4 protein-coding genes are annotated in these 1,625 nt (G+C 38.3%); all 4 read right to left on the reverse strand.

The window, feature by feature from the left end; translation table 11 throughout:
• Positions 1-268: RusA family crossover junction endodeoxyribonuclease (locus ACJMNB_RS09165; protein WP_405341694.1), on the reverse strand; the 268-nt coding region annotated here is incomplete at its 3' end.
• Complete coding sequence (locus tag ACJMNB_RS09170) at positions 265-672, reverse strand: transposase (protein WP_405341696.1); 408 nt, start codon at positions 670-672, stop codon at positions 265-267. The genes ACJMNB_RS09165 and ACJMNB_RS09170, both read right to left, overlap by 4 nt.
• A gap of 21 nt (positions 673-693) precedes the next feature.
• Entirely contained in the window at positions 694-1,089 is a 396-nt protein-coding gene (locus ACJMNB_RS09175; RefSeq protein WP_405341698.1) for a hypothetical protein, read from the reverse strand.
• Positions 1,086-1,625, reverse strand: a 540-nt coding sequence (locus ACJMNB_RS09180) for a hypothetical protein (RefSeq protein ID WP_405341700.1), incomplete at its 5' end; no start/stop codon positions are given. The genes ACJMNB_RS09175 and ACJMNB_RS09180, both read right to left, overlap by 4 nt.

Below are 1,625 nucleotides of genomic sequence, written 5' to 3' on the forward strand. Positions count from 1 at the left end.
TAAGAGAATCAAAAATTTCTTTCGGGATGTTGTCGACATCTCTTGTCATGACAGACAAATATGCAGTGATGTCAATGACAACATCCAGTGTTCCGAATCTGATTCCTTTTCCCTGTCTGAAGTATTCTGATATGACCTGCTGCCGGTATGTCTTAACGTCTGCCGGTGTGTAGAAAACCGGTTTTCCGGTTTTCTTGGATGTCATCGTGCGGACAAACCTGTTATTTGACGGCGGAACAGGAATTTTCAGCATCAGAACGTCCATCATCTCACCCAAACAGTCACCTGATTCACACCGCTTGGAACAATCATTTCAATCGTTGTGTCCATGAAATCAAGCTGCAGACATTTTTTCATCAGGAATTCACGGCATGTGCATGAAACGTGAATTTCTTTCAGGATGTTGCAGATTGAAATTCTTGTTTCCGGCATAAAGGTATGCACTAACTGAATCAGACTGATTCGTTCTTCAGATTCACCAACAGGATTGACCACATTCATTTCACGTTCGTGTTTGTCTGCCCTGATCCAATTTTGGAAAGTTTTGTCATTGATGTCGTGATTCTTTGCAAAATCAGTCATGTTCACTGCAAATCCGTCAGCATTCTCGGCATAATACTTCGCAATATATGCTTTTTTCTGCTCGGTTGTATATGTCTTTCTTGTTTTCATAAATACCCCACTTAAAAACAACTACTGTTCAGAATCTTTCATTTTTTTCTGAACCCAAACTGCACGAAATTCATTCGGCAGACAATCAATGAATCGTTCAAGTTCTTCAATTTCTGACATTTTCTGTTGCAGATCCTGTCGAACTTTGAACAGTTCATCATTCAATTGATACACTGAATTGACATCAGATTGCATTGCCTTGATCCGGTCGCTCAATGAAACAACCTTTTTTTCTAGCTGACCGATCAATTCTCTGTCTGTTCTTCTCTGGATGTCTTCGCTGAATGTTTTTTCATACAAAGTATGATTCAATTCAACTTTCTGTTGTCTGAGTTCCTGAATCTCTGCAATCAGTTGCTGATTTTCTTTCTGCAGCGAATCAGAAAATGCATTTTTCAAGAATTCAATTATTTTCATTCATCCTCCCAATTGACCGCTTCAATCATCATCTGATACTGTCTGCGCAATGTCTTCAGGTGTTTTTTCACTGAAACATAGAATGCCAAATGTTCTGCCCTGGCATCCTCTGTCAATCTGCAGTCAGCATTGTGAAAACATTCGGCCATCCGGTCATTGATGAATTCAATATCCTGATCAATCAGTTCAATTTTAAATTTCTTGTATTCTTCCAAGGTGTTTTTTGACGCATTCAGCACATAATCGAATCTTGGATCGATTTTTGGTTCTTTCTCTTTGAGATAATCCAACAGAACATTTCTTTCGATTAATTCATAGTAATCTTCACCAAGAATTTGACTTGAATGCAGTCTGGAAAAATGGAAATATTCATGAAAGAGGTCAAGAATATATGCAATCGCCGGAATGTTCTGTGTGTATGCGTCGATATACAGTGTCAATTTGCCGTTCATATCGTGAAGTGAAACATCCCTGTCGCACTCATTTGAATGAATTTTAAAACTGTTTTCATAATCAACAATCTTGAATTCATCTTG

The organism is Fibrobacter sp., assembly GCF_045131395.1.
GTDB lineage: Bacteria > Fibrobacterota > Fibrobacteria > Fibrobacterales > Fibrobacteraceae > Fibrobacter.

Bases quoted from the DNA above. Each gene is read 5' to 3' on its own strand.
- ACJMNB_RS09170 (WP_405341696.1), bottom strand. From the start codon at position 672: ATGAAAACAAGAAAGACATATACAACCGAGCAGAAAAAAGCATATATT.
- ACJMNB_RS09175 (WP_405341698.1), bottom strand. From the start codon at position 1,089: ATGAAAATAATTGAATTCTTGAAAAATGCATTTTCTGATTCGCTGCAG.